The 20,579-nt window shown below is 67.4% G+C and carries 21 protein-coding genes; 8 read left to right on the top strand and 13 right to left on the bottom strand.

What is annotated here, in order from left to right:
* Positions 1 to 52: 52 nt before the first annotated feature.
* The gene (locus tag P0Y33_RS09430; protein WP_279527159.1) at positions 53 to 466 is read right to left on the bottom strand and encodes a hypothetical protein; all 414 of its coding nucleotides are present in this window, start codon (positions 464 to 466) and stop codon (positions 53 to 55) included.
* A gap of 59 nt (positions 467 to 525) precedes the next feature.
* On the bottom strand, positions 526 to 1,305 hold the full coding sequence (gene azf, locus P0Y33_RS09425; protein ID WP_279527158.1) for an NAD-dependent glucose-6-phosphate dehydrogenase Azf: 780 nt from the start codon (positions 1,303 to 1,305) through the stop codon (positions 526 to 528).
* A gap of 96 nt (positions 1,306 to 1,401) precedes the next feature.
* On the opposite strand from azf, the gene P0Y33_RS09420 reads away from it, so the two are divergent.
* From P0Y33_RS09420 to P0Y33_RS09410, 3 genes are all read left to right on the top strand, one after another.
* On the top strand, positions 1,402 to 1,785 hold the full coding sequence (locus P0Y33_RS09420) for a hypothetical protein (protein ID WP_279527157.1): 384 nt from the start codon (positions 1,402 to 1,404) through the stop codon (positions 1,783 to 1,785).
* A 57-nt stretch (positions 1,786 to 1,842) separates the two neighbouring features.
* Positions 1,843 to 2,184 carry a dihydroneopterin aldolase family protein gene (locus P0Y33_RS09415; protein WP_279527156.1) on the top strand — a complete coding sequence of 114 codons (342 nt, stop codon included), beginning with the start codon at positions 1,843 to 1,845 and terminating at the stop codon, positions 2,182 to 2,184.
* A 143-nt stretch (positions 2,185 to 2,327) separates the two neighbouring features.
* Positions 2,328 to 2,774 (top strand): DUF5790 family protein, encoded by a 447-nt coding sequence (locus tag P0Y33_RS09410; RefSeq protein WP_279527155.1) that lies wholly within the window; start codon positions 2,328 to 2,330, stop codon positions 2,772 to 2,774.
* A gap of 21 nt (positions 2,775 to 2,795) precedes the next feature.
* On the opposite strand, the gene P0Y33_RS09405 is transcribed toward P0Y33_RS09410, so the two are convergent.
* Positions 2,796 to 3,533, bottom strand: a complete 738-nt coding sequence (locus P0Y33_RS09405) for a creatininase family protein (RefSeq protein WP_279527154.1) — start codon at positions 3,531 to 3,533, stop codon at positions 2,796 to 2,798.
* Between the two features lie 103 nt (positions 3,534 to 3,636).
* On the opposite strand from P0Y33_RS09405, the gene P0Y33_RS09400 reads away from it, so the two are divergent.
* On the top strand, positions 3,637 to 3,771 hold the full coding sequence (locus tag P0Y33_RS09400; RefSeq protein WP_279527153.1) for a DUF7503 family protein: 135 nt from the start codon (positions 3,637 to 3,639) through the stop codon (positions 3,769 to 3,771).
* A gap of 126 nt (positions 3,772 to 3,897) precedes the next feature.
* On the opposite strand, the gene P0Y33_RS09395 is transcribed toward P0Y33_RS09400, so the two are convergent.
* The 6 genes from P0Y33_RS09395 to ppsA all read right to left on the bottom strand — a co-directional run bounded on the left by P0Y33_RS09395 (position 3,898) and on the right by ppsA (position 11,347).
* Entirely contained in the window at positions 3,898 to 4,458 is a 561-nt protein-coding gene (locus P0Y33_RS09395) for a YqaA family protein (RefSeq protein WP_279527152.1), read from the bottom strand.
* A gap of 39 nt (positions 4,459 to 4,497) precedes the next feature.
* Positions 4,498 to 5,550: a tyrosine decarboxylase MfnA gene (mfnA, locus tag P0Y33_RS09390; protein WP_279527151.1), complete on the bottom strand. Its 1,053-nt coding sequence runs from the start codon at positions 5,548 to 5,550 to the stop codon at positions 4,498 to 4,500.
* A gap of 49 nt (positions 5,551 to 5,599) precedes the next feature.
* Positions 5,600 to 6,817, bottom strand: coding sequence for a M20 family metallopeptidase (locus tag P0Y33_RS09385; RefSeq protein WP_279527150.1), 1,218 nt, complete (start codon positions 6,815 to 6,817; stop codon positions 5,600 to 5,602).
* Positions 6,818 to 8,221 carry an APC family permease gene (locus P0Y33_RS09380; protein ID WP_279527149.1) on the bottom strand — a complete coding sequence of 468 codons (1,404 nt, stop codon included), beginning with the start codon at positions 8,219 to 8,221 and terminating at the stop codon, positions 6,818 to 6,820.
* Between the two features lie 70 nt (positions 8,222 to 8,291).
* A complete protein-coding gene (locus tag P0Y33_RS09375; RefSeq protein ID WP_279527148.1) occupies positions 8,292 to 9,002 on the bottom strand; it encodes a helix-turn-helix domain-containing protein in 711 nt (236 codons plus the stop codon).
* A 95-nt stretch (positions 9,003 to 9,097) separates the two neighbouring features.
* Positions 9,098 to 11,347, bottom strand: coding sequence for a pyruvate, water dikinase (gene ppsA, locus P0Y33_RS09370; protein WP_279527147.1), 2,250 nt, complete (start codon positions 11,345 to 11,347; stop codon positions 9,098 to 9,100).
* 137 nt (positions 11,348 to 11,484) lie between these two features.
* On the opposite strand from ppsA, the gene P0Y33_RS09365 reads away from it, so the two are divergent.
* Complete coding sequence (locus P0Y33_RS09365; protein WP_279527146.1) at positions 11,485 to 11,898, top strand: hypothetical protein; 414 nt, start codon at positions 11,485 to 11,487, stop codon at positions 11,896 to 11,898.
* 9 nt (positions 11,899 to 11,907) lie between these two features.
* Here the strand turns inward: P0Y33_RS09365 and P0Y33_RS09360 are convergent, their stop codons facing one another.
* On the bottom strand, positions 11,908 to 12,807 hold the full coding sequence (locus P0Y33_RS09360) for a PhzF family phenazine biosynthesis protein (RefSeq protein WP_279527145.1): 900 nt from the start codon (positions 12,805 to 12,807) through the stop codon (positions 11,908 to 11,910).
* A 428-nt stretch (positions 12,808 to 13,235) separates the two neighbouring features.
* Between P0Y33_RS09360 and P0Y33_RS09355 the strand changes: the two genes are divergently transcribed.
* The 3 genes from P0Y33_RS09355 (at position 13,236) to P0Y33_RS09345 (ending at position 15,626) form a co-directional block, all read left to right on the top strand.
* Positions 13,236 to 13,937: a phosphoribosyltransferase gene (locus P0Y33_RS09355; protein WP_279527144.1), complete on the top strand. Its 702-nt coding sequence runs from the start codon at positions 13,236 to 13,238 to the stop codon at positions 13,935 to 13,937.
* 67 nt (positions 13,938 to 14,004) lie between these two features.
* On the top strand, positions 14,005 to 14,859 hold the full coding sequence (mtnP, locus tag P0Y33_RS09350) for an S-methyl-5'-thioadenosine phosphorylase (RefSeq protein WP_279527143.1): 855 nt from the start codon (positions 14,005 to 14,007) through the stop codon (positions 14,857 to 14,859).
* 65 nt (positions 14,860 to 14,924) lie between these two features.
* A complete protein-coding gene (locus P0Y33_RS09345; RefSeq protein WP_279527142.1) occupies positions 14,925 to 15,626 on the top strand; it encodes a DUF7504 family protein in 702 nt (233 codons plus the stop codon).
* A gap of 12 nt (positions 15,627 to 15,638) precedes the next feature.
* Here P0Y33_RS09345 and P0Y33_RS09340 read toward each other — a convergent pair whose 3' ends face one another.
* The 3 genes from P0Y33_RS09340 to smc all read right to left on the bottom strand — a co-directional run bounded on the left by P0Y33_RS09340 (position 15,639) and on the right by smc (position 20,553).
* Positions 15,639 to 16,040: a hypothetical protein gene (locus P0Y33_RS09340; protein WP_279527141.1), complete on the bottom strand. Its 402-nt coding sequence runs from the start codon at positions 16,038 to 16,040 to the stop codon at positions 15,639 to 15,641.
* Positions 16,041 to 16,106: 66 nt separating this feature from the next.
* Complete coding sequence (locus tag P0Y33_RS09335) at positions 16,107 to 16,970, bottom strand: segregation/condensation protein A (protein ID WP_279527140.1); 864 nt, start codon at positions 16,968 to 16,970, stop codon at positions 16,107 to 16,109.
* Positions 16,963 to 20,553, bottom strand: coding sequence for a chromosome segregation protein SMC (gene smc / locus P0Y33_RS09330; RefSeq protein ID WP_279527139.1), 3,591 nt, complete (start codon positions 20,551 to 20,553; stop codon positions 16,963 to 16,965). The genes P0Y33_RS09335 and smc overlap by 8 nt, the downstream gene beginning before the upstream one ends.
* Positions 20,554 to 20,579 lie beyond the last annotated feature (26 nt).

Here is a 20,579-nt window from a genome sequence, read left to right as displayed (position 1 = left end):
TTGGCTGTCGGTCTATTAAGGTTGCGCGCTCGGTGCCGACACCCATAAAGCGCTACTCGCCGCTCGGGTGGTCGAGTGCCGTCCGTTCGACGTCGGACTCCTCGACGACCGTCTCGACGAGCGAGACGACGTTCCGGACGGTGTACTCGCCGTCATTAGAGAGTGCGAACGCCAGTCCCTCGAACTCCGTGATCGGGACGACGACGTCGATCAGTTCGTCGTACACCCGGACCGTCGCGTGGAGTCCCTCCCGGTGGCGCTGCTCGTGAGCGCCGTGGCCGAGCGCCTCGAACCGGAGGTCCTGGACGATTTCGTCGACTTCCTCGGGGTCGTACTTCTCGGCCGCCCACTCACTCCGGTAGACGTGCCCGACGCCGTCCTCGTGGTAGTAGCTTACCCCGACGAGAGTCTCCTCGCCGTACTTCTCCCGCAACGCGTCGGCGACTCGCTCCGCTAACTCCTCCATACTCCGTCGTTTCGTGCCCGTTCAGGAAACGGATTACGGCGCGGACGCGGGTGCAAAAGTCACTCCTCGCGCTCGGCGTCGTCTTTCAGTTCGCCGCCCATCGTGTACTCCGCGGAGTTGTCCTGTGGGTCGTAGCCGAGGACTTCCTTCGCGCGTTCGAGGGAGTAGTACTTCCGGTCGTTGTCGGAGATGCCGTAGACGATTTCGTAGCCGTAGTCGGCCTCGATGCAGCGTTCGAAGAGGTGCGCGCAGTCGCGGTAGGAGAGCCACATCGCCTGCCCGCGCTCGTAGTCCTTCGGCGGGTGGCCCTTCGTGAGGTTCCCGATTCGGACGCAGACCACCGAGAGGTCGTGTTCGTCGTGGTAGTAGCGGCCGAGCGTCTCGCCGGCGGCCTTGCTCACGCCGTAGAGGTTCGAGGGGCGGGGGAGTTCGGTGCCGTCGAGGCGGAACTCCGAGGACTTCCGGTAGATGTCGGGTTTCCGCTCGGTCTCGTAGTGGCCGACGGCGTGGTTCGAAGAGGCGAAGGCGACCTTCTCGACGCCGGTGTCGACGGCGGCCTCGTAGACGACGCGCGCGCCGTCGATGTTGTTCCGGAGGACGCTCTCCCACGGCGCCTCGGGACGGGGGTCGCCCGCGAGGTGTACGACGACGTCGACGTCGGCCATCGCCTCGCGCATCTCTTCCTCGTCGGTGACGTCGGCGACGACGAACTCGTGGTCGGGTTCCGCCGCCGGCGGTTCGCGGTCGAGGAGTCGCCACTCGTAGTCGTCCGCGATCCCCCCCAGAATCGCCTGCCCGACGCGCCCCTGTGCGCCCGTGAGCAAGACCCGTTCGTCCATTCGTTCGGAAACTCGGGGAGAAGCGCCATCAAACATACGATTGCCGCCCGCGGTGAGCGGGGTCGTTTAACTACGCTTCTCCCATAGCCGTCTTCCGTGTCCCATCGACGGAGTCGACTCGTCGCCGCGTCCCTGTTCGCGGCGCTGGTGGGTATCGTCCTCGTCGCCGTCGGTCTCTACGGCGTCGAAGCGAGAGGGTCGTTCACACGGACGAGTACCCTGTTGCGGCTGACCGGTGTGTGGGGTGCGGCGCTCTGTGTCGGTGGGTCGCTGTTGGCCGCGGGACACGCGGCGGAGCGCCTCGAACGCTACCAGGGACCGCTCCCCTACCCCATCGTCGCCGCGATGTTCACCGCGACGGTGGTCCTGTTCGTCCTCACGATGGTCCCGCTCCCCCGGTGGCTCCTCCACAGCGGCGGTCTCGTCGCCGCGTTCCTCCTCTTCGCCGGTGGGTCCGTCCTCCTCGACGGACTCGTCTGAGCCGACTCGGCGCCCCGAGGCGACACCTCTTAGCCGCGGCGGACCGGAGACCGGCGCATGACGACCGACCGCGACCAGGCCTGCTTCGAGGCGGGCATCAAGTTCGGCGCGCTCTACCACCAGTTCGCGGGCACGCCGGTCAGCCCCGAGAGCGCGCCCTCGCTGGAGACGGCCATCGAGGAGAGCATCGAGAACCAGCCCTTCTGCGAGTCCGTCAGCGTCGACATCCTCACCGACGAACTCGACGTCGAGCACGGCTACACCGAACTCACGGGGGAGTACATGGAGGTCGAGATCGTCGTCGACCACGAGGGCGTCGAGGTCGTCGCCGAGATGGCGATGGAGGACGGCTACCCGCTGATGAAGCTAGACGAGATTCGGAACGAACGTAGTGAGTGAGAATCTCGGTGATGCGAGCGGGAGCGGAGCGAGCGCCAGCGAGTGACGCGACACGCGAGCCGGGAGAGTCGGAGTGAGCGAAGCGACCGTTCACTTTCAGTTTCTGGCAGGGTTTTAAAAGGGAGAACGACGAATCCCGTGCCATGAGCGACGTGACACTCGACGACGAGGAACTGTTCGGCGAGGCGGCGAGCGAGATTCGCGAGGACGTCGAGACACACCTCCGGAACGCGCGCGCGGCACTACCCGACCCGGACGACGTCTGGGACGTCGAGGCCGACAACACCCTCGGCGTCCTCAACGGACTGCGCTCGGCGCTCGCCGTCGACGAGGTCGAAGAGCACCTCCGGCAGGCGAAGAAGTGGTACACCATCGGCGAACGCGCCGACGCCTTCGAGGACGCCGACGACCTCGAAGCCGAGATCGAGTCCATCCAGGACGCCCTCGACGACCTCGAAGCCGTGAGCGAGCAGGTCGGCGAACTCGCGAGCACGATTCCGGAACTCCGCGGTCAACTGGAGGACCTCCAGGAAGCCGCAGCGGACGAGGAGAGCGACGAGACCGACGAAGAAGCGGCCGAGAGCGAGTAGCGAGTCGGGCCGACCGGACGACTACTCGTGTGGCGGCCGGGTGACGTCCCGGTCGACTACCGCGTCGAGCAACGCGACCAGCGAGTCGCGGGCCGCGTCGAGGAGGTCCGCGCCACGTTCGGCGTCGCCCTCTGCCGGGTCGCCGACGACGCCGTTCTCCGAGAACTCCGCGGAGTCGTGTGCGAGGTTCGTGTGGCTCTGCCACTCGCCCCAGTGGTCGCTCGCGCCCTCGCGGGCCGCCTCGACGTGGTCCTCGCGGACCAGTTCTGGACACTCGTGGCGGAGGAAGGCAGTTTCGAGCGGGCCGGCGTGGCCCATGTCCGCCGAGTGCTCGCCGACGGCGTCGAACCAGGTGAAGGGGACCGTGTAGCAGTCGCCGTCCCGGGTGAGTCGGGCGGCGACCTCCCCGACGGCCGCGACGTTCCCGCCGTGACCGTTGACGAGGACGACGCGCTCCCACCCGTGGGAGGCGAGCGACTGCGCGGCCTCCCGCACGTACGCGCGGAAGGTGTCCGCCGACACCCACATCGTCCCGGTGAACTGGCGGTGCTCCTCGGAGACGCCTACCGCGACGGTCGGCGCGACGACGGCCGTCCCGTCGTAGGCCTCGGCGGCGGCCTCCGCGACCGTCTCCGCGGTGAACGCGTCGGTCCCGAGCGGTGCGTGCGGCCCGTGCTGTTCAGTGCTCCCGACCGGCAGGAGCGCGACGTCCACGTCGGCCGCGTCGGCCTCCGTCCACGTGTGCTCGTCGAGTCGCATACCGAACGGGTAGGGTCGGCACCCCTTTGAGGGTGCGGACACTTTCTTTCACACTTATCCGACCGTAACTTATTTTATTACACGGTGCATTGTATGAAATGAGATGGCTCGCAAGGCCCTGCAGAACGCGGTCGCACAACACCCGAAAGCCGTCGGCGCGCTGTTCACGAGTGCAGTCGCACTCTCCCAGGTTCAGTCCACGCTGGCCGTCTGGGGTTGTGGCTCTCTCGGTCCGTAGACTCCGGAATCACACACTGACCAACTGACACTCCGAGACTGACACTCTCGTCCGGGCCGCCGCCTCCCCACTCCGCTGCGGCGCCGGACGCGCGGGGTCCACGCCCCGCACTGTTTTCGACGCCGATCAGACGACCGCGAGGAACCCCTGCCAGACTGCCAACGTCACGAGCAGTCGACCGACGCTCCCCGCGAACGTCGCCAGCGAGAACTTCACGTAGTTCTCTTCGAGCACCGAGAAGGCGTAGATGGAGAGCGTATCCGGGAAACCGGGGACCGTGAGACCGAGTGCGAGGCCGACGTAGCCGTACTCCTGGACGAGCGTGACGACGCGTTTTCGCGACCACTCCATCGGCTCGAAGCCGAGTCGGCGGGCCGCGTCGATGACCGGACCGGAGTGACTCGCGCCGTGGCCGAGGTAGAGCGCCACGACGCTCCCGAGTGCCTTCCCGAGTCCGCTCGCGAGCATCACGACGAGTACCTGGACCTCGTAGGAGAGTCCGAGCGCGAGAGAGCCAGAGAGGGCCGGGATGAGGACGACCTCGCTGGGGAGCGGGAGGACGAACGCGATGAGGAAGGAGTAGACGAAGATGATGAGGATGCCGCCCCACCCGCGCGCGGCACGGACGGCCTCCTCGATGGCGTGGAGGTCGAACCCGGACAGTGCCAGGAGGGCGGCGTCGAACACGTCGGGTAGGTCGGACCGACCGGATTAAACGCTTCCGTGTTAGTCGAGAGCGTCCAGGTCGTCGAGGACCGCGTCGAGCATCTCGCGGGTGACGTGGGGCATCATCACGAAGCGACTCTCCCCCGAGTCCGTCCGCGAGACGCGCCACCCTTCCTCACGGAGCGCCTCGAACGTCGAGTCGGGCAGGTCGGCCGCGACCAGCGGGAGGACGGGGTCGACCACGTCGTACCCGCGCTCGCGGAGTGCCGCGGCGAACCACTCGGCGTTCGCCTGCTGGCGTTCGTACGTCTCGCGGTACCCCTCGGGCCAGAGCGCGTCGAGGGCGGCGTGTGCGCCCGCGACGCCCGCCCCGCTGCGGGTTCCGGCCAGCGTCGCCTGCGAGGCGGACTCCAGGTAGGGCGTGTCGACCGCGAGCGTGTCGAGGACCTCGGGGTCGCGCACGAGGAACCCGCCCGCCGGAATCGGCGCCTGCCCCATCTTGTGCGGGTCGATGGTGAGCGTGTCCACGTCGGCGTGGCCGAAGTGCCACTCGTGGTCGGTGAACGGGAGGACGAACCCACCCCACGCCGCGTCGACGTGGAAGAGCGCGTCCACTTCGTCGGCGACGGTCGCGAGGTCGGGAATGGGGTCGACCCGGCCGAACTCGGTCGTGCCGGCGATGCCGACGACCATCGCCGTCTCCGCGTCCGCGCGCTCGGCCACCGCGTCCGGGTCCGCACGGTAGTCCGCGTCCACGGGGGCGAGGCGGACCTCCACGTCGAGGACGTCGGCGGCCTTCTGGAAGGAGAAGTGGGCGCTCTCGGGGGCGACGACGTTCGGCGTGTCCGTCTCGGCGAGGTCGCGGGCCGCCCGGACCGCCTGGAGGTTCGCCTCGGTGCCGCCGGCCGCGACGTAGCCGTACGGGTCGTCCAGCCCCACGATTTCGCCGAGCGTCTCGACGACGTCCGCCTCCATGGCGGCCACGTCGGGGTAGGACGCGGGGTCGCCGGGGTTGTCCGCGAGGAACTCGACGGCGGCCTCGCGGGCGGCCGGGTGTGGCTCCGTACACATCGAGGAGAGCACGCGGTCGAATTCCTGCGGAGTGTACTCCATCACCGGGGTGAACGGAGGGGCGTGGCTTACCGGTTTCCGTTCGTCGCGCTCACTGGAGGTAGCGCGCGAGTCCGTCGACGAGGAGTTCGGTCACCTCGACCACCTCGTCGGTGTCGACGTACTCGCCCGCCCCGTGGATGTTCGCGCCGTCCGGGCCGACGATGACCGTCGGGAGGCCGGCGCGGTCGCCGAGGTAGTTGAAGTCGCCGACGCTCGCGAAGTAGCCGAACTCGGGGTCGCGACCGGTCGTCGCCCGCGCGCCGTCCGCCAGCGCGCCGACGAGCGGGTGGTCGCGGTCGGTGACGTACGGCCCGTAGCGTGCGCCCTCGGGACCCTCGCGGAAGCCGATCGACACCTCGGCGTCGAGGTCGAGGTCCGCGACGACCGCCTCGGCCTGCTCGCGCACCACGGTCTCGGTCTCGCCGGGGACGACGTGGCGGTCGACCGACAGCCGACAGTGTTCGGGGACCGAGAGGGTTTCGCCGCCACCCTCGATGCCGAGCGGGCAGACCGACCCCGACCCGAGGTCCGGGTGGTCGGCGGTTTCCATCTCGGCGAGCGCGTCGGCCAGTACGCCGGCGGCGGCGACGGCGTTTGTCCCCTTCCGGGGTTGTGAGCCGTGGGCCGCCTCGCCTCGTACCTCGATGTCGTAGAGGAAGCGCCCCCGTGCGCCGAGCAGGAGCGCCGGGTTCTCCACGTCGGACTGCGCGAGGACCGGGCCGGGTTCGGTCACGACGGCGGCGTCGCACTCGTCCGTGATGCCGTCGCGGATTAGCTGGTCCGTCCCGAGACCGTACGGTCCTTCCTCGTCGACGACGGCGGTGAAGAGGACGTCGCCCGCGAGGTCCACGTCCGGGGCCGCGAGTTCCCGCGTCGCGACCATCGCGGCGGCGAGACCGGCCTTCATGTCGCAGGCTCCCTGCCCGTAGAGTTTGCCGTCCGCGACGCGCCCGGAGAGTGGGTCTTCCTCCCACTCGTCGACGAGTTCGACGGTGTCGACGTGGGCGTTGAGCAGGAGCGTCGGTGCGTCGGGGTCGCTCCCCTCGACGGGCGCGAGGACGTTCGCCCCCTCGTAGCCGGTGTACGCCGACTCGACGACCGGGTGGCGCTCGGGGTCGAGACCTGCGTCGTCGAACCACTCGAAGACGAAGTCGACGATCTCGTCCTCCTCGAAGTAGGGGCTCTCGATGCGGACGAGGTCCTGAACGAGCGAGACGACCTCGTCGCCGTCGACGCGGTCGGCGAGGGTGGACGGATCGACGGTCATTCAGTCGTCACCCTCGCTGCGCAGCCCGCCCACGTCCGGGTCGTAGTCCTCGGAGGGGACGCCCGGGAGCGTCTCGAGGATGGCGTCGACGTCGGTCCCCTTCTGCTGGCCGCGGTACCAGTAGACGCCGAAGACGACGAGGCCGACCGCCAGCCACGGCAGGTAGACGGAGAGCGACCCCTTGTACGCCTGCGTCAGGAGCGTGAACGACCCGAGCGACGCGACGACGACGGAGAGGAGGAGCCACCGTCCGAGGTCGAAGGCCGCGCGCTCGGACACGTCGAGGCGGCGGAAGTAGATGTAACCGACCGTGACCGAGACGGTGAAGTACGCGATGAGGTAGCTGAACGTCGCGATGGCGAGCGCCTGACTCAGCCCCGAACTCCAGAAGGTGAGCGCGCTCGCGACGACGTAGAGGGTGACGAGCGACCAGTGGGGCGTCCCGAAGCGGTCGGAGACGGCAACGAACTGCCGGGGGAACACCTCGTCCCACGCCCACGAGTAGGGCATCTTGATGCCGGCGGCCATCACCGCGTGGACGCTCGACGCGGTCGCGAGGAGACCACCGAAGGCGACGACGGCCGTCGCGGAGTCACCGAGGAAGGCCTCGGCGGCCGTCGCGAGCGGTCGGGCGGAGTCCGCGAGCACCCGGTAGTCGGCGACGACGCCGTAGATGACGACGGCCGTCCAGACGTAGAGGGCGATGAGTAACGCGGTCCCGCCGACCATCGCGAGCGGGAGGTTCCGCGAGGGGTTGCGGACCTCCGCCCCCATCTGTCCGGCGACGGCGATGCCGATGTAGGCGTAGAACAGCGGGACGGCCGCGGCGAGGAAGCCGTCGAAGCCGCCCGTGAAGAACGGTGTGTAGTTCCCCGGTTGGACGTTCGCCGTCCCCGGAATCACCAGGACGAGGATGGCCGCGATGAGGACGCCGAAGATGGCGTTCTGCGACATACTGTACTGTTTGACCCCCACGAGGTTCACGACGAAGAGCACGGTCAGGAGGGCGACCCCCGCGAGTTTCGGGTCGACGCTCGGGTAGAACACCTGGAGGTAACTCCCGAACCCGATGGCCAACACCGCGTCGGCGGCCATGTAGCCGAGCCACTTCGACCACGTCACGACGAACCCCGGGAGCCGTGTGCCGAAGGTCCGCGAGATGTAGGTGTACGACCCGGCTGCACCGGGGAAGATGGTCGCCATCCACGAGTAGTTCACCGCGATGGCCATCGCCAGGATACCCGAGAGGACGACCACGAGGATGACGCTCGGTCCCGTCGTGCTGCTCGCGGTCCCGAGGGTGACGAACAGGCCGGCCCCGAGCGTCCCCGCGACGACCGTCGAGATGGCCCCGAGCGGGCCCATACTGCGTTCGAGACTGTTCTCGTTCGTACCGGATGCCATGTGTCACCCGACGTCAGTACTCCCGACGGTTAGCACCCCTCCCTAGCATAGACGGGTACGGTGGCGAGCGTCAGCGACCCGGTGGGTCGAGGAGTTTCGACTCGGCCTTCCGGAGGTGTTCGAGGAGCGTCGTCTTCGCGACGCCGAGTTCGTCGGCGAGGTCGGCGGCCGACGTCTCGCGTGGCCACGTGTAGTACCCACGCTCGCGTGCGAGGTCGAACACCGCTCGCTGGCGCTCGGTGAGCGACGACAGTGGGAGCGACCCGTCACCGAGTCCGGTCGACGGCCCGACCACGTACTCGACGCGGACCTCGGCGTCCATCTCGGTGCGGACGGCGTCGAGACGCGTCCGCATCTCGTCGCGGTCGGCGGTCGTGACGACGGGCCACACCTCGCGGCCGCCCTCCATCCGGACCGGTTCGTCGGGGATGAACCCCCGCGAGACGAGTGCGTCGTTGATGCTCCGCTCGAGGTCGTACTCGACGACGAGCGCCCGGGCCGCGCTCCCGGGGACGAGCAGGTCGCCGTCGGCCCCGCGTGGTTGGTCGACCTCCCAGACGGCCTCGGTCAGTCGGGAGTCCCGAATCGCTGCCACGAGGGCGTCCACCACCTCGCTCGTGTCGCCGTACGCCGTGAACCGACCGCGCGCACGTCCCTCGACGTCGTGGACGCCGTGGCCCAGGAGACCGGCGTCCGCGACCCGGTCGGTCACTTCGAGCGTCCAGCACTCCGGGTGCCAGATGTCGAGTCTGAGTCGCGTCCCACCGCGTTCCCCCGTCATCGTGACTCGTCGCTACGCGAGGGTTGGACAAAACGTCACCGTCGGAACGTCGGCGGTGACGAGCGAGGGGAGAGCGAAGAGGAGGACCTGGACTCTCAGCGGACCGAGTCCAGCAGGAGGCGCTGCTCTTTGCGTTTGACTTCGTGTTGGACGTCGCGGACGGCGTCGATGTTCGCGGAGATGGAGGAGACGCCCTCCTCGACGAGGAAGTCGACCATGTCGGGTTTCGAGGCGGCCTGCCCACAGATGCTCGTCTTCACGTCGTGTTCGCGGCAGGTCTCGACGACGTTACCGATGAGTTTCAGGACCGCGGGGTGGAGTTCGTCGAAGCGGTCGGCGACGTTCTCGTTGTTCCGGTCGACCGCGAGCGTGTACTGCGTGAGGTCGTTGGTCCCGAAGGAGACGAAGTCGACTCCCTCCTGGACGATGTCCTCGACGACGAGCGCGCTGGAAGGCGTCTCGATCATCACGCCCCACGTCCGCTTCTCGGGGTCGACGCCGGCCTCTTCGAGGAGGGTTCGTGCGCGTGCGACGTCGTCGGCGTCGTTGACGAGCGGGAACATGATCTCGACGTTGTCGTAGCCCATCTCGTAGAGGCGGCTGAACGCCTCGAGTTCGTGTTTGAACACGTCGGGGCGGTCCAGGCTGCGGCGGATGCCCCGGTAGCCGAGCATCGGGTTGTGTTCGTGGGGTTCGTCCTCGCCGCCCTCCAGTTGGCGGAACTCGTCGGTGGGGGCGTCGAGGGTGCGGAGGCGGACCGGTCGCGGGTAGAACTCGTCGGCGACGGACCGGGCGCCCTGGACGATCTCCTCGACGTACGCCTTCGCGCCGTGGTCCTCGATGTAGCGCTCGGGCGTCTTGTTCGTCGAGAGGATCATGTGCTCCATGCGGAGGAGACCGACGCCGTCGGCACCTGTCGCGGCGGCGCGTTCGGCCGCCTCGGGGATAGAGACGTTCACCTTCACCTCGGTCGCGGTCATCGGCTTGACCGGGGTCTTGGGGCGGGCCTCCTCGATGGGTTCGCGCTCTTCGCTCTCGGTCTCGGGGCGACCCTCGGTGACGGTGCCGCGGTCGCCGTCGATGGTCACGAGTTGGTCGTCTTTCAGCACCGAGGTCCCGTCCCCGGTCCCGAGGACGGCGGGGACGCCGAGTTCGCGCGAGACGATGGCCGCGTGCGAGGTCATGCCGCCCTCGTCGGTGACGATGCCCGCCGCGCGCTTCATCGCGGGCACCATGTCGGGGGTCGTCATCTCGGTGACGATGATGTCGCCCTTCCCGACTTTGTCGAGTTGGTCGAGTTTCTTCACGACGCGGACGGCGCCGCTGGCGATGCCGGGACTCGCGCCGAGTCCGGACACCAGCGCCTCGCCCTCGCCGCTCTCGTACTCCTCGACGCGCTCCTCGTCGATGGTGGTGATGGGCCGGGACTGGAGCATGTAGATGTCCCCACCCTGGATGGCCCACTCGACGTCCTGCGGGGTGTCGTAGTGGTCCTCGACGCGCTCACCGAGGGCGACGAGTTCTTCGAGTTCCTCGTCGGAGAGCACGCGGGCGGTTCGCTTCTCGTCGGGGACCTCCCGCTCGACCGTCTCGCCGCTCTCCTCGTCTTTGACGTGCATCACCTTCTTGTCGGCGACGGTCACGTCCTCGACCTCGCCGGTCTCGCGGTCGACGACGTAGTTGTCCGGGGAGACGGACCCCGAGACGACGGCCTCGCCGAGTCCCCACGCGGCCTCGACGATGACCTTCGCCGCGCCGGTCGAGGGGTGGGAGGTGAACATGACGCCGGACTTGTCGGCGTCGACCATCCGCTGGACGACGACGGCGATGTCGACCTTCCGGTGTTCGAAGCCCTGTTCTTGGCGGTAGTAGATCGCGCGCTGGGTGAACAGCGAGGCCCAACAGCGCTTCACGCGGTCGACGAGGTCCTCGCGCGTGACGTTGAGGAACGTCTCCTGCTGTCCGGCGAAACTCGCGTCGGGGAGGTCCTCGGCCGTCGCGGAGGAACGGACCGCGACGAACGCCTCGCCGCCACCGAGTTCGTCGTAGGAGTTGACGATCTCCTGGCGGACGCTCTCGGGGAGTTCCGTCTCGAGGATGAGTTCTTTCGCCCGGGACTCCGCCTCGGCGAGGGCCGCGGTGTCCTCGGCGTCGACGTCGACGGCCTCGAACAGTTCCTCGTCGATGCCGGTCTCCTCGATGAACGACCGGTAGGTCCCGGCGGTGACGACGAACCCCGGCGGGACCGGCAGCCCCGCGTCCGTCAACTCGCCCAGTGAAGCGCCCTTCCCGCCGACACTCTCGATGTCGTCGGCCCGCACGTCTTCGAGCCATCGTACAGCCATGTGGCACTCGGTGAAAGACGAGACACCGCTAAAAAGGCTTCTAAGGGCGCAAGAGTGATTTTCGATGTTTCGGTGCCGAGTAAACATTTCGCGAGTCGGGCGCAGGGTTTTAGCGGACCGACCGCCTCGCCCCGACCATGCACTCGAAACGTGCCGCCGTTCACGCAGGCAAGTACTTCCTCCTCACGACGCTGTTCGGGGTGCTCGGTCTCGGACTCGTCGCCGGCGGAATCGCCGTCGGTGTCCTCAACGCAACCACGACGACCGTCGCCAGCGTCACCGTCCCCGCGCCGACGCGGGCGAGCGCCGGCGGATTCGTCCTCCTCCTCGTCGGCGTGGCGGTCTGGCGCTTCGGCAAGGCGTGGGCGCTGTACAAGACGCTGCCCGCCGCCGTCGAGGAGCAGGTCGCGGACACCTTCGATACCGAACACGTGAAGAGCGACCTCGCGAGCGTCGTCGACAGTCGACTCTCGGACGTCCAGCAGGACATCCAGTCCATGAACCGGGAGGTCCGCCAGTTGAAACAGGACGACGGAAACGACCCGTTCTGAGCGGCCGGTTCAGGCCTCGATTATCTCGTCTTCTTCGGACTCCGGGACCGCGAGTTCGCCGTCGAGCGACTCGACGGCCGTCCCGCCGACTTCGACCTCGGCGCCGACGCGGACCCGCACGCGGCCCGGTCGGTCGAGGAAGTGGCCCTGCTCGAACACCATCTCCTCGGGCAGGGAGTCGAACGCCTCCGTGTAGCGGAGGTAGCCGCCGACGGCGCCGCTAGCGGTCCCCGTGACGGGGTCCTCGTCGATACCGAGACCCGGAACGAACGCCCGCCCGTGGAGCGTGGAGTCGCCTTCGACCGTGTCGAAGGTGAAGGCGTAGACCCCCGCGGCGTCGACGTCGTCGGCCAGTTCCTCGACCGCCCGGAAGTCGGGGTCGGCGTCGCCGAGGTGTTCGAGGAAGTTCACCGGCACCACGAGGAAGGGCAGGCCGGTGTCGGCGACCGCGAGCGGGAGGTCCTGACCGACGTCCCTGAGCGCCGCGTCGTCGATGCCGAGGGCGTCGCCCACCCGGTCGTAGTCGAGTGTCACCTCGTTCACCCGTGGCTGGTTCTGCGTCATCCAGACGGACCCCTCGTCGGTCACCTCGACGTCGAGGACGCCGACGTTCGTCTCCAGCGTGTGCGTTCCCGCGTCGATGGCCCCGGCGTCGAAGAGGTGGGCGTGGGTCGCGATGGTGGCGTGCCCGCAGAGGTCGACCTCCGTCGTGGGCGTGAAGTAACGGAGCCGACGGTCTGCGGCGTCGCTCCCGCGCACGAACGCCGTCTCGCTCACCGACAGTTCACGGGCGACGGCCTGCATCTGCTCCTCGTCGAGGTCGCCGGCGTCCGGGACGATACCTGCCGCGTTGCCCGACAGTGGCTCGTCCGTGAACGCGTCGACCAGCAGCGTCCGAATCGTGTCCATGTCCCCTCCCTCGGCCCGGCCGCGGTTCAAACCTCCGCCCGACGGCCGACGGACGGGGTCGTGGTAAACGGCCACAAGAATGAAGTACGGTGTCCGACAAGTAGTGGGTAGAGGTGGCTCACTGGGAGGCTTTTCTCCTCTCGCAGCCCCCTCTCCCCCACTTTCCCCCTTCCCCCTTCCGTTGACCGACGCTCCACAGCGTCGCGTCTCGGAGTGGGTCGTCACGGCACCCACAAGCGTATTGTGGATACAACCTGTACCTCCACCCGCTACCGCGTGTCACGGTGTATCTTCTCGGGGGAGAGGGAACACCGTCTCTTCACGTGGTGGCCGGGGAACGACCCCGTTTCACGCTCGCCGAGTTCGCGAGTGGAAACCCACGTCTTGAAGGGGTCGGCTGTCCATCTCACCGATGGTGACTACACGCCATGGGTGACCTCCCGGACGACTTCAAGTGCACCATCACCAACTGGGAGTACATTTACGACCTCTGTCGGGAGGTTTCGAACCAGGTCAAGGAGTCGGACTTCGAGCCGGACGTCATCGTCGCGCTCGCCCGCGGCGGCTGGTTCGCGGGCCGCTGTCTCTGTGACTTCATCGGTCTCGACGACCTGACGAGTCTGAAGATGGAACACTACGTCGGGGCGGCCGAGAAGTCGAGCGAACCGGAGATTCGCTACCCGATGCCCGAGGGCTCCGTCGAGGGGAAGAACGTCCTCATCATCGACGACATCGCCGACACCGGCGGCTCCATCCGCCGCGCCGAGGAGTACGTCGAGGAGCGCGGCGCCGACGAGATTCGGACCGGGACGCTCCAGTTGCTCGGCACGAGCGAGTTCGACCCGGACTTCGTCGGCGAGTACCTCGACCAGTGGGCCTGGGTCGTCTACCCGTGGAACTTCATCGAGGACATGGTCGACCTCATCAGCGGCGTGATGGAGCAGGACGACGACGGTCCCTACTCGAAAGAGGAGATCCGCCACCTGCTCTCCGAGTACCACGACGTCGAGCGCATGGAGATGGAGATCGCCCAACCGAACCGTCTCGACGAGGTCCTCGACGAGATGGTCCGCCGCGACGTCCTCGTGAAGGCCGCGGAGGACGAGTGGCTCCTCCGCGAGGACGCCTGACGGTACCACGCGACACTTCGCGAGCACACACCCACGTTTTAGGTTCCCGCCGCGCGCACGTTCGAGTATGATCGGCTTCATCGGCGGCAGCGGCATCTACGAGGCGCTTCCCCTGAACGACGTGCGGACGGTCGGCGTCGAGACCCCCTACGGCGACCCGAGCGCACCGGTCACCGTCGGCGAGTTCGGCGACACCGGTACGGAGGTCGCCTTCCTCCCGCGCCACGGCCCGAAACACCAGCGCTCGCCGACCAACCTCCCCTACCGGGCGAACATCTACGCGCTGAAGGAACTCGGCGTCGAGCGCATCCTCGCCTCGAACGCGGTCGGCAGTCTCCGCGAGGACCTCCCGCCGCAGACGCTCGTCGTCCCCAACCAGATCTTCGACCGGACGAAACACCGCACCTCGACCTTCTTCGACGAGGGACTGGTCGTCCACATGCCGTTCGCGGACCCTTACTGCCCGCACATGGTCGACCACCTCCACGAGTCCGCGGAGCAGGCAACCCACGCCGAGACCGAGAAGGGCGGGACCTACGTCTGCATCGAGGGACCGCAGTACTCCTCGCGTGCGGAGAGCGAGTTCTACCGCGACCAGGGGTGGGACGTCGTCGGCATGACCGCCATCCCCGAGGCGAAACTCGCCCGCGAGGCCGAGATGTGTTACGCCACCGTCGCCGGCGTCACCGACTACGACGTGTGGAAGGCGGACAGTGAGGTCACCCTCGAAGAGGTCCTCGACAACGCCGCCGAGAACGAGGAGGCCATCAAGGAGACGGTCGAGCACGCCATCGAGACGCTCCCCGAGGAACGCGACTGTGACTGTGGCTCCGCCCTGGCGGGGACGGTCAACACTCCCACCGAGGCGATTCCCGACGAGGCCCGCGAACGCGTCGAACCACTCGTCGGTGACTACCTCTGAAGTCAAGTTACGCCCATCTCTTCACAAAATCTAAATAGGACCCCGTCGATACTAGGAGTAAGGTAATGGCCGCGGACGAATCAGACGCAGCGACGTTCTCCCGGCAGCTCGCGTCGCTGAAGCGACAGGGGTGTAACGTCCTCGTCGTCAACGACAGGCAGGCGTCGGACGTGATCTGCGAGCGCCTGCTGGGGGGACACGACCTCGAACGTCGTCACCTCTTCCTCCCGACGACGACGCCGGTCGACGAAGTGCTCGACCGGCACCGTCCGCGCCGGACCGACCCGGGCGCGCTCGGTGTCCTCGACGCAACGGGGGCGAACCTGGCCCGGTCCATCACGGTGGACTCGTCGACGGGCCCCGAACTCGACGGGGCGGCCGGCGACGAGTGGTACGAATCCGTCGACGACCTCTCGGACCTCGAAGCGCTCTTCGAGTCGTTCCGCACCCACCTCGAGCGCGTCGAACCCGCGGCGCCCGCTCCCGGCGAGGTGCGCTTCTGTCTCGACTCCATCGACCCCTTCTTCGACGCCGTCGACGAGGAGGAGTTGTTCCGCTTCGTCCACCTCGTCACGAGCGCGATTCGCGAGCGCCGAGGGATGGGTCACTTCCACGCGACGGCCACCATCGGCAACCCCGTCCTCTCGACCATCGAACCGCTGTTCGACGCGACCATCTACGTCGACGTCGGACCCGACGGGGAGCCGAAACAGCGCTGGCGGCTCCACGAACACGACCTGCTCACCGACTGGTTCGCGCTCGACTGACCCGGCCGACCCTCACTCTTCGTTCGGGTCGATCAGTTCCGCGAGTTCCGCTGCGTCTTCCTCCGCGTCACCGCCCTCGTCGCCCACGTTCTCGTGTCGGAGGGCGACACGGTGTCGCGTGTGTCGAGCGTGCGTCCGCGCCCACCGTCGAGCGGGTCGCTCGGAGAGGAACTCCTCGCCACCGGGGCAGTGTCGGCAGTCGGCGACCCACGGCGTGACGCCGTCGGGGAAGTGTCCGGCGTGGCGCTGGTGGTCGAGCGCGAACTGCTCGAACGCCTGGTTGCCGGCGTGGAGTTCGTCGAGTTCGAAGTCGAGGTCCCACTCCCGGTCACAGACCGTACAGGAGACCGTCGGCGTGTCGTCGACGTCGTCGATGTCGAACTCCTCGATGTCGAAATCGGCGTGGTCGTCCATACTCGCGGTAGGGACGCTGGAGGATAAGTGAGCGTCGCCCTCGTGTCGGTCCGCTCGCGACCGACGCTAAGACGCGACCTGTTTGACCCAGAGGTCGCCGAACAGGTCGACCTGTTCGAGTTCGACGCTCCCGCGGTGGGCGAGAAAGAGGAGTGCGAGGAACGTCTGGACCCGGGAGCCACCGGCGTCCTCGATCTCCGCGTACAGCACCTCGTCGCGGCCCTTCTCGTACTGCTCGTCGAGGCGCGCCTCGACGTCCGCGATGGTGGTCTCGATGTCCTCGGAGTGGGCGGTACCGGTGACGTCCGCCTCGGAGGGTTCGTTCTCCTCGCGGAAGTCGTCGGCCGAGCGGTAGTCGAGTTCCTGCGTCCCGCGCTGGAAACCCGAGGGGGAGTCGCTCGTGTCGTAGGTCCGGGACTCCTTCCACCACGACCCGCGTTCGGCCTCGCGGAGGTTGCGGACGAGTTCGTCGAGCGTCTCGGGGTTGCCGCGGGCGGACTTCCGGTCGAGACGGCGGTCCATCTCGTCTTCGAGGGCGTCTATCGGGTCGTGGTCCGACGGGAACTCGCCGGCGTCCGCGCCGGCGCCCGCGCCCTCGCCGCCCATCGCGAAGGGGTCGTCCCACGGCGCGGGTTCGGTTTCGTCCTCGGGTTCCTCGTCCTCGTCGGGTTCGAGGAGGACGTCGGACTTCATCCGGAGGAGGACGCTCGCGTAGAAGAGCGCCCGCCCGGAGGTCCGGAGGTCGGCCTCGTCGAGTCGCGAGAGGAACTTGTCCGTCACCTCGACGATGTCGATGTCCCACGGTTCGATCTCGCCCTCCTTGGCCAACTGGACGAGGAGTTCGACCGGTTCGACCTCTTCTTCGTCGCCGGGCTCGCCCGACTCCTCGGGGTCGTCGAGGTCGGGGCGCTGGACGAGTCCTTCAGTCACCCGCGCTCACCTCGGCCTCGTCGTCGCCCTCGCCGCCGGTCAGGTCGATGCCCGTGACGGCGGAGACGTTGTCGTCCTGCATCGTGACGCCGATGGCGCGCTCGGAGCGTTCGAGCATCGCCGAGCGGTGGGAGACGACGACGAACTGTGCGTCGCCCGCGAGTTCGTCGACCATCTCGCCGACGCGGTCGGCGTTGACGGCGTCGAGGAAGGCGTCGACCTCGTCGAGCGCGTAGAACGGCGCGGGGTTGTTGCGCTGGATGGCGAAGATGAACGCGAGGGCGGTCAGCGACTTCTCGCCGCCGGACATGGCGTCGAGGCGCTGGACCGGCTTGTCGCCCGGTTGGGCCTTCATCGTCAGGCCGCCCTCGAAGGGATTCTCGGGGTCTTCGAGGTGGAGTTCGCCCGACCCGTCGGAGAGGCGCTCGAAGATGTTCCGGAAGTGGTCGTCGATGTCCTCGAAGGCGTCCATGAACGTCTGTCTCTTCTGCCGGTCGTAGGACTCGATGCGCTCTTCGATACCGTCGCGCTCCTCGACGAGCGTCTCGCGTTTGTCCGTCAGGTCGTCGAGGGTGTCCTGGACGGCGTCGTAGTCGTCGATGGCCTTCATGTTGACCGGTTCGAGTTCCTCCATCTGCCGTTCGAGACGACGGATGTTGGACTCCACCTCGTCGAGGTCCGGAATCTCGTCGGCGTCGTACTCGCCGACGTCGCGTTCGAGGCGCTCGATTTCGGCTTCGAGGCGGGCGGTCGCCTTCTTCAGACTGGAGAGGCGGTTCTCGACGGAGTCGACCTGCTGTTGTTTCTCGTCGCGCGCCTGTTTGGCGTCGTCGAGGTCCGCCTGGAGGTCCTCGCGTTCGGCCTTGAGGTCGGCGAGTTCGTCTTCGAGGTCGGCGACCTCCGCGCGCTTCTCCTCGAGGGTCTCTTCTTTCGCCTCGATTTCGGCCTCGAACTCCTCGATGCGCTCTTCCTGTTCGGCCTTCTTGTTCTGGGCGGACTCGACGGTGTCCTGGTGGTCGTCGACGGCGTTCTCGGCGTACTGCTTCTCGAGTTGCTTGCTCTCCAACTCGGAGTCGAGGTCGTCGATCTCGGCTTCGAGGTCGTCGATATCGTCCTGGATCGCCTCTTTTTGCCGGGTGAGTTCCGGGATGCGCGAGTCTTCGAGTTCGGTCTCTAACTCCTCGACGGTGGCCTGGTACTCGTCGATCTTGGCCTGTTCCTCGTCGATGTCGGCCTCCAGCGACTGCATCTTCTCGTCGACCTCCTCGCGTTCGGCCTCCAGTTCGTCGAGGCGGTCTTCGAGGTCCGAAATCTCCGCCTCCGTCTCCTCGCGTTCGCGTTCGAGGCGCTCGATGTCCGACTCGATGGAGCGGACCTGGTCGGCGGCGTCGGACTTCCGGTCGCGGGCGGCGTCGAGGCGCTCTTCGACCTCGCGGACGTCGTCGCGGATGGACGCACGCTCCTCTTCGAGGTCGTTGATGCGTTCGGCGACGCGTTCGAGTTGCCCCTTCCCGGTCTTCGAGAAGGAGTAGCGCGACCCGGAGGAAGAGCCACCGGTCATCGCGCCGGACTTCTCGACGAGTTCGCCGTCGAGCGTGACGAGACGGAAGTCACCCATCAGGTCGCGGGCGGTCTCCATGTCCTCGACGACGAGCGTGTCCCCCAGGACGTAGGAGAAGATGGGGGCGTACTGCTCGTCGAAGTCGACGAGGTTGTACGCGAAGTCGACGACACCCGGTACGTCGGGCGTCCGCGGGAGCGAGCGGTTCTGCATCTTCGTGATGGGCAGGAACGTCGCCCGGCCCGCGTTGCGCGACTTCAGGTACTCGATACACTCCTGGCCGACGCCGTCGTCGTCGACGACGACGTGGGCGAGTCGGCCGCCGGCCGCGGTCTCGGCGGCGGTGGCGTAGCGGCCGTCGACCCCGCCGAGTTGGGCGACCGTCCCGTGGACGCCCTCCTTCCCGGCGTCGAGGATGGTCGAGACCGCCCGGCCGTAGGAGGAGTCGCCCGACTGCGAGGCGTTGGCCTCCAGTTTCGCGTACTTCTGCTGTTCGGCCTGGAGGTCGTCTTCGACCTCGTCGAGGTCCTCCTGGAGTTGGCGCTTGCGCGACTTCAGGTCGGAGACGACGTCCTCGATCTGCGCCTCGTTCTGCTCGGCCTTCTCCAGTTCGTTCCGGAGGTCTTCGAGTTTCGCGTCGAGTTCGGGGAGGCGTTCTTCGGCCTGCTCGATCTCCGTCTCGGTCTCGCTGACCTCGTTCGAGCGCCGGCGCGCCTCGTCGAGGAGGCGGTCTTTCTCGCGCTGGAGTTCGTTTCGTTCGGCTTTCGCTTCCTCCAGGGCCTCCTTCGTCTCGGCGAGTTCGCTCTTCAGTTCGTCGAACTCGGTGTCGACCGACTCGATCTCGGCTTCGACCTCGGCGAGTTCGTTCTCCTTCTCCTGGACGTCGGTCTTCAGCGACGCCTTCTCGACTTTTAGCTCGCGGATGTCGGCTTCGAGGTCGTCGATCTCCTCCTGCTTGCGGTCGATGTCGACGAACGCCTGTCGGCGGTCGTTCTCGGCCTCTTCGATGCGCTCTTCGGCGGTCTCGATCTTGTCCTCGAGGCGGCCGATGTCCCCCTTGATGGCCTCGATCTCGCGCTGGAGTTCGAGTTGCTCGTCCTCGCCCTTCCGTTCGATCTCCGCGTTGAGGTCGTCGAGTTCGTCCTGGAGTCGCTGGACCTTCCCGGTCCGCTCGTCGAGTTCCGTCTTCAACTCGGCGAGTTCGTCCTCGCGCGCCTCGACGTCGGCGCGGGTCGAGGCGAGGTCCTCGCGTTTCTCTTCGAGTTCGGCGGCCTGCCGGTAGCTCTCGTACTCCTGTTTCTCCTCGCGGAGACCCTGGTACTCCAGGGCGGTCTCCCGCTCGTCTTCGAGTTGGGCGAGGCGCTCTTCTTTCTCTTCGATGCGGAGGTCGGCCTCGTCGATGCGCTCCTCGACGGTCTGGAGTTCGCCGTAGGCGTCTTCTTTCTTCGCGTCGAACTCCGCGACGCCGGCGATTTCGTCGACGATCTCGCGGCGCTCTCCGGGCGTCATGTTGATGATGCCCGTCACGTCGCCCTGCATGACGACGTTGTACCCCTCCGGCGTGATGCCCGCCTGCGCGAGCAGGTCCTGGATATCCGAGAGGTTACAGGAGCGACCGTTGAGGTAGTAGTAGGAGTAGTAGTTGTCGTCGGTCCGCTTCACGCGGCGCTTGACGGAGATGGTGTCGACGTCGCCGACGTTGTCGCTGCCGGCGGCGTTGACGACCTGCGAGCGCGAGAGCGTCCCCTCTTCGTTGTCGAGGACGACCTCGACGCTCGCCTCGTTCGGACCCGACGTGTTCTCCTCGTCGGCGTGCGCCGGGTTGTAGATGAGGTCGGTGAGTTTCTCCGCGCGCATACCGCGGGTACGCGCGAGACCGAGCGCGAACAGCACGGCGTCGATGATGTTCGACTTGCCGCTGCCGTTCGGGCCGCTGATAGTCGTGAAGTCCTCGTAGAACGGGATACGGGTGGTGCGCCCGAAGCTCTTGAAGTTCTCGAGAACGATCTCGTCGATGTACATGCTGGGGGGCCAGGGGTCGGGCCCGG

This window comes from Halospeciosus flavus (assembly GCF_029814175.1).
GTDB lineage: Archaea > Halobacteriota > Halobacteria > Halobacteriales > Halobacteriaceae > Halospeciosus > Halospeciosus flavus.
This window is presented reverse-complemented; position numbering and strand designations above follow the sequence as displayed.

What these genes read in the sequence shown, in the direction of transcription:
- P0Y33_RS09430 (WP_279527159.1), bottom strand. Translation starts at nt 466, where the DNA reads ATGGAGGAGTTAGCGGAGCGAGTCGCCGACGCGTTGCGGGAGAAGTAC.
- azf (WP_279527158.1), bottom strand. Translation starts at nt 1,305, where the DNA reads ATGGACGAACGGGTCTTGCTCACGGGCGCACAGGGGCGCGTCGGGCAG.
- P0Y33_RS09415 (WP_279527156.1), top strand. Translation starts at nt 1,843, where the DNA reads ATGACGACCGACCGCGACCAGGCCTGCTTCGAGGCGGGCATCAAGTTC.
- P0Y33_RS09410 (WP_279527155.1), top strand. Translation starts at nt 2,328, where the DNA reads ATGAGCGACGTGACACTCGACGACGAGGAACTGTTCGGCGAGGCGGCG.
- P0Y33_RS09405 (WP_279527154.1), bottom strand. Translation starts at nt 3,533, where the DNA reads ATGCGACTCGACGAGCACACGTGGACGGAGGCCGACGCGGCCGACGTG.
- P0Y33_RS09400 (WP_279527153.1), top strand. Translation starts at nt 3,637, where the DNA reads ATGGCTCGCAAGGCCCTGCAGAACGCGGTCGCACAACACCCGAAAGCC.
- mfnA (WP_279527151.1), bottom strand. Translation starts at nt 5,550, where the DNA reads ATGGAGTACACTCCGCAGGAATTCGACCGCGTGCTCTCCTCGATGTGT.
- P0Y33_RS09385 (WP_279527150.1), bottom strand. Translation starts at nt 6,817, where the DNA reads ATGACCGTCGATCCGTCCACCCTCGCCGACCGCGTCGACGGCGACGAG.
- P0Y33_RS09380 (WP_279527149.1), bottom strand. Translation starts at nt 8,221, where the DNA reads ATGGCATCCGGTACGAACGAGAACAGTCTCGAACGCAGTATGGGCCCG.
- P0Y33_RS09375 (WP_279527148.1), bottom strand. Translation starts at nt 9,002, where the DNA reads ATGACGGGGGAACGCGGTGGGACGCGACTCAGACTCGACATCTGGCAC.
- ppsA (WP_279527147.1), bottom strand. Translation starts at nt 11,347, where the DNA reads ATGGCTGTACGATGGCTCGAAGACGTGCGGGCCGACGACATCGAGAGT.
- P0Y33_RS09365 (WP_279527146.1), top strand. Translation starts at nt 11,485, where the DNA reads ATGCACTCGAAACGTGCCGCCGTTCACGCAGGCAAGTACTTCCTCCTC.
- P0Y33_RS09360 (WP_279527145.1), bottom strand. Translation starts at nt 12,807, where the DNA reads ATGGACACGATTCGGACGCTGCTGGTCGACGCGTTCACGGACGAGCCA.
- P0Y33_RS09355 (WP_279527144.1), top strand. Translation starts at nt 13,236, where the DNA reads ATGGGTGACCTCCCGGACGACTTCAAGTGCACCATCACCAACTGGGAG.
- mtnP (WP_279527143.1), top strand. Translation starts at nt 14,005, where the DNA reads ATGATCGGCTTCATCGGCGGCAGCGGCATCTACGAGGCGCTTCCCCTG.
- P0Y33_RS09345 (WP_279527142.1), top strand. Translation starts at nt 14,925, where the DNA reads ATGGCCGCGGACGAATCAGACGCAGCGACGTTCTCCCGGCAGCTCGCG.
- P0Y33_RS09340 (WP_279527141.1), bottom strand. Translation starts at nt 16,040, where the DNA reads ATGGACGACCACGCCGATTTCGACATCGAGGAGTTCGACATCGACGAC.
- smc (WP_279527139.1), bottom strand. Translation starts at nt 20,553, where the DNA reads ATGTACATCGACGAGATCGTTCTCGAGAACTTCAAGAGCTTCGGGCGC.